2 protein-coding genes, 2 tRNA genes and 1 rRNA gene are annotated in these 3,608 nt (G+C 64.6%); 1 reads left to right on the top strand and 4 read right to left on the bottom strand.

Features of this window, described 5'->3' with window-relative positions; translation table 11 throughout:
• Positions 1 to 486 precede the first annotated feature (486 nt).
• Together LH128_RS30460 and LH128_RS30455 are read right to left on the bottom strand one after the other, a co-directional pair.
• Positions 487 to 1,167, bottom strand: a complete 681-nt coding sequence (locus tag LH128_RS30460; RefSeq protein ID WP_008833541.1) for an RlmE family RNA methyltransferase — start codon at positions 1,165 to 1,167, stop codon at positions 487 to 489.
• Positions 1,164 to 2,528: a Ppx/GppA phosphatase family protein gene (locus LH128_RS30455; protein WP_008833540.1), complete on the bottom strand. Its 1,365-nt coding sequence runs from the start codon at positions 2,526 to 2,528 to the stop codon at positions 1,164 to 1,166. The genes LH128_RS30460 and LH128_RS30455 overlap by 4 nt, the downstream gene beginning before the upstream one ends.
• Positions 2,529 to 2,683: 155 nt before the next feature.
• Here LH128_RS30455 and LH128_RS30450 point away from each other — a divergent pair.
• Positions 2,684 to 2,757: transfer RNA gene (locus LH128_RS30450), tRNA-Gln, on the top strand.
• Between the two features lie 497 nt (positions 2,758 to 3,254).
• Here the strand turns inward: LH128_RS30450 and LH128_RS30445 are convergent.
• A tRNA-Met gene (locus LH128_RS30445) sits at positions 3,255 to 3,331 on the bottom strand.
• A gap of 195 nt (positions 3,332 to 3,526) precedes the next feature.
• A 5S ribosomal RNA gene (gene rrf, locus LH128_RS35080) occupies positions 3,527 to 3,608 on the bottom strand; the annotation flags it as partial.

Here is a 3,608-nt window from a genome sequence, read left to right as displayed (position 1 = left end):
TTCGCTGGGATGACGATGTCGTTCGTGCAGCGGGGTCACGCAAAAATACCCGCTGGCGAGTGCGGGCCATTACGCCGGGGAAATCAACGCATCCGAAGTGAACATCGGGTCGGCGTCGGGAGCGTCCTCACCGGGACGCGGGGGTTTGTGTTCCACCTGCTCTGGCGAGCGGCCGGGTAGCGGTGGTCAGCCCGGCTCGACCTGTATTCCATCGGAAAGTCCCATGTAGCCGTCGTTAGGGTTCGCGTCGTTATCGGCCGATGGTTGTCCGGCGGGGACATCCGGTGTCCTGACGTCTATCTCAGGAGCGGGCGGATGACGCTTTCCGGGAACTCAGGGACAGTCCGGGTCTTCGTTTGGGCGCGTGGTTTGCGTGATCACGGCTTGAAACCGCATCCCGGCCCACGACGCCGACCCGATACACCGAAGCAATGTGATCTGCATTGCTCCGGATGTTGGGCCATATAACCTATTTGGCGAAAAATGTCAATCCTCAACCGCCTCGCCGCGCCCCTTGAAGCCCTTGGCGATGACATACCACTCGGACGAATCCTTGCGGCTGGCGGGCGGCTTGGCGTGCTTGACACTGGTAAAGTGCTTCTTGAGCAGCGCGAGAAGCTGCGTGTCCGTCCCCCCGGCCAGCACCTTGGCCAGGAACGTCCCGCCGGGTGCCAGGTACTGGATGGCGAAGTCCGCCGCCGTTTCAACCAGGCCCATGGTGCGCAGATGGTCGGTCTGCTTGTGCCCCACGGTGTTCGCCGCCATGTCCGACAACACGAGGTCCGGCGCTCCCTCCAGCGCCGCGTCGAGCGCCGCCGGGGCTGCGTCGGCCATGAAATCCATCTCGAAGATGGTGACCCCCTCGATCGGGTCGGTGGGCAGGAGGTCGATGCCGACGATCTTCGCCTTGGGCCGCTTCAGGCGCAGCACCTGGCTCCACCCTCCCGGTGCGATACCGAGATCGACGGCGCGCTCCACGCCCTTGAACAGCTCGAATTTCTCATCGAGTTCCAGCAGCTTGTAGGCGGCGCGGCTGCGATAGCCGTCGGCCTTGGCCTTCTTCACGTAAGGGTCGTTGAGCTGACGCGTCAGCCAGCGCGCCGAACTGGTCGAGCGCTTCTTGGCGGTCTTGAGCCGCTCGCCGGGATCGCGGCCGGAGCGGCTCATCGAGCGTGGACTGCGTTACGGATGGTGTCGGTCATGTTTCTAATTCCAGTTGCCGGACCCGGCGAGTGCGAGGCGATCAGGCTGCGCAAAATGCCTTCGCGGATGCCGCGGTCGGCAACCCCAAGCCGCGCGGCCGGCCAGAGGTCGAGGATCGCTTCGAGGATGGCGCAGCCGGCGACCACGAGGTCCGCCCGCTCACGCCCGATGCAGTTGAGCTCGCGCCGCTCCTCGATCGCCATGGAGGACAGGCGCGTGCTGATCCCGCGCATCGATTCGGCGGGCACGATCAGCCCGTCGACCATGCGCCGGTCGTATTGCGGCAGTTCGAGATGCAGGCTGGCGAGCGTGGTGACGGTGCCACTGGTGCCGAGCAGGCGCAGCGGCCCCTCCTGGCTGGCGCTCTCGCGCGCCGGACCGACGCGCTTGGAGAACGCGGAGAAGCTCTCCGCCACCAGGCTGTGCATGTGGCGATACCGTTCGAGGCGTTCGGCCTGCGTCGTGCCTTCCGGCCCGCAGCTTTCGGTGAGCGAGACGACGCCCCAGGGCACGCTCTGCCAGTCGAGGATGCGCGGAACGGTGCCGGTGCTCTCGATCAGCACCAGTTCGGTCGAGCCGCCGCCGATATCGAAGATCATCGCCGGACCGAAGCCGTCCTCCAGCAGCACGTGGCAGCCCAGCACCGCCAGGCGCGCTTCTTCACGCGCGGAGATGATGTCGAGATGGATGCCGGTTTCCTCCCGCACCCGTTCGATGAATTCCGGCCCGTTGGTCGCGCGGCGGCACGCCTCCGTGGCGACCGAGCGTGCGAGATAGACGTTGCGGCGCATCAGCTTGTCCGCGCAGACCCGCAGTGCGGCCAGCGTGCGCTCCATCGCCGCGTCGGACAGGCGCCCGGACTGCGCGATGCCCTCGCCGAGCCGCACGACGCGGCTGAAGGCATCGATCACCGTGAAATTCTCGCCCGAGGGCCGCGCGATGAGCAGGCGGCAGTTGTTCGTGCCGAGATCGATCGCCGCATAGGCCTGGCGCCCCGAACCCTGCCCCCCGGGCTGCCCCACGGGGACGGCCATCGAAGGGGCGGCCATCGAAGAAACCGGACGAACCGGCTGCGTCGGCGCCTGTGCGGGCGGTGCGGCTGTCTTTTCTACGCGCGGCGCCTTGGCTGCCTCGGGTTTGGTAGCGCTGCCTTTCGTGCGCGCCTTCCCCTTGGCTTTCGTGCCGGACGGCTGAGGGCTGGACTGGGAACTTGCAGACGCCTTCGCCTTGCCCCTTCTACCCTTGCGCCGCCGCGACGGACGACCCGTCACCTTGGCTGTTCCGGACACTTCGACTTTGGCAACCGGCGGATCGTGGTCCGCCATAAATTCGATACTCGTTCTAATGTCTTCCCGCCGATCGGGCGGGCACCTGAAAGCGATGCTAACGCCCCGCGCGCCAACCGGCAAGGGCAGCGGTTTTTTAGTGCATCAAGGTGCTTGACCCGAATCACGACCGCCGCTAGTGGGACGCCTCCCGATGCCCCGTCGTCTAATGGTAAGACTACGGATTCTGATTCCGTCTATCGAGGTTCGAATCCTCGCGGGGCATCCAATCTCTCCATACATCCATGAAACGAACTTGGCCCGCTGCGACGAATGACGTCCGCGCCGAGTGTCGCTGCTGGCTCTCGTACCCGCTTTGCAGGATCTGCCAGCTACTGTGCGGCGTCGAGGGCGAGCCTATGACGGCTTTGCGCTGATACGGCTGCTCGTTCTCCCGCTCAAGCGATGATGGGCGCGCGTGGATCAACAGTCGGCTTATGCCGGCAATCGTCTCGGCCATGCCTGGCATAAGCTGGCGATGGCGACACAGAGGCGGGACAGGTCCTCCGAAGGCGGTCTCACTGCCTGCGATTTCTGCCTTTGCGGGGATGGCGGGAAGGTACGCCCGCTCCTCATCTTAGAGACGCTGGCGCACGCCCCTGCACTGCCTTTAGCGAGCGGCGCGCGCGTTGTGCTGCTCAGAAAATGTTGTGTTGTAAAACGGACCTGACGCGGACACGGCGCTGCGAGGAGCTGGGCTCTTGTCGTCTAGGTTGTTGTAATGTTTGGTTGCGGGGGTAGGATTTGAACCTACGACCTTCAGGTTATGAGCCTGACGAGCTACCGGGCTGCTCCACCCCGCGTCACCATATGGGGCTGGTTTTCAGCCCGGGAGTGTTTTTTTGTCCATTCCGGCGTTGCCGGCGTGGAGGGGCGGGGTTCTCCATCCCGCCTGGCGGCTGCGTCTTTTGGGGACGCAAAAAGGGGGCTTTTGGCCCCCTTGTTTCGTTTGTCATTGTGATGGGTTTTTTATCTAGCGTTTGTGCGCCGGCTTCAATGCCTGGCGACGTCCTACTCTTCCGGGGCTTGAGCCACAGTACCATTGGCGCTGTCAGGTTTCACGGCCGAGTTCGAGATGGG

Origin of the sequence: Sphingomonas sp. LH128 (assembly GCF_000293195.2) — a bacterium.
Classification (GTDB): Bacteria; Pseudomonadota; Alphaproteobacteria; order Sphingomonadales; family Sphingomonadaceae; genus Novosphingobium; species Novosphingobium resinovorum_A.
The sequence above is the reverse complement of the archived record's forward strand: the minus strand, read 5'-3'. Positions and strand labels throughout refer to the sequence as shown.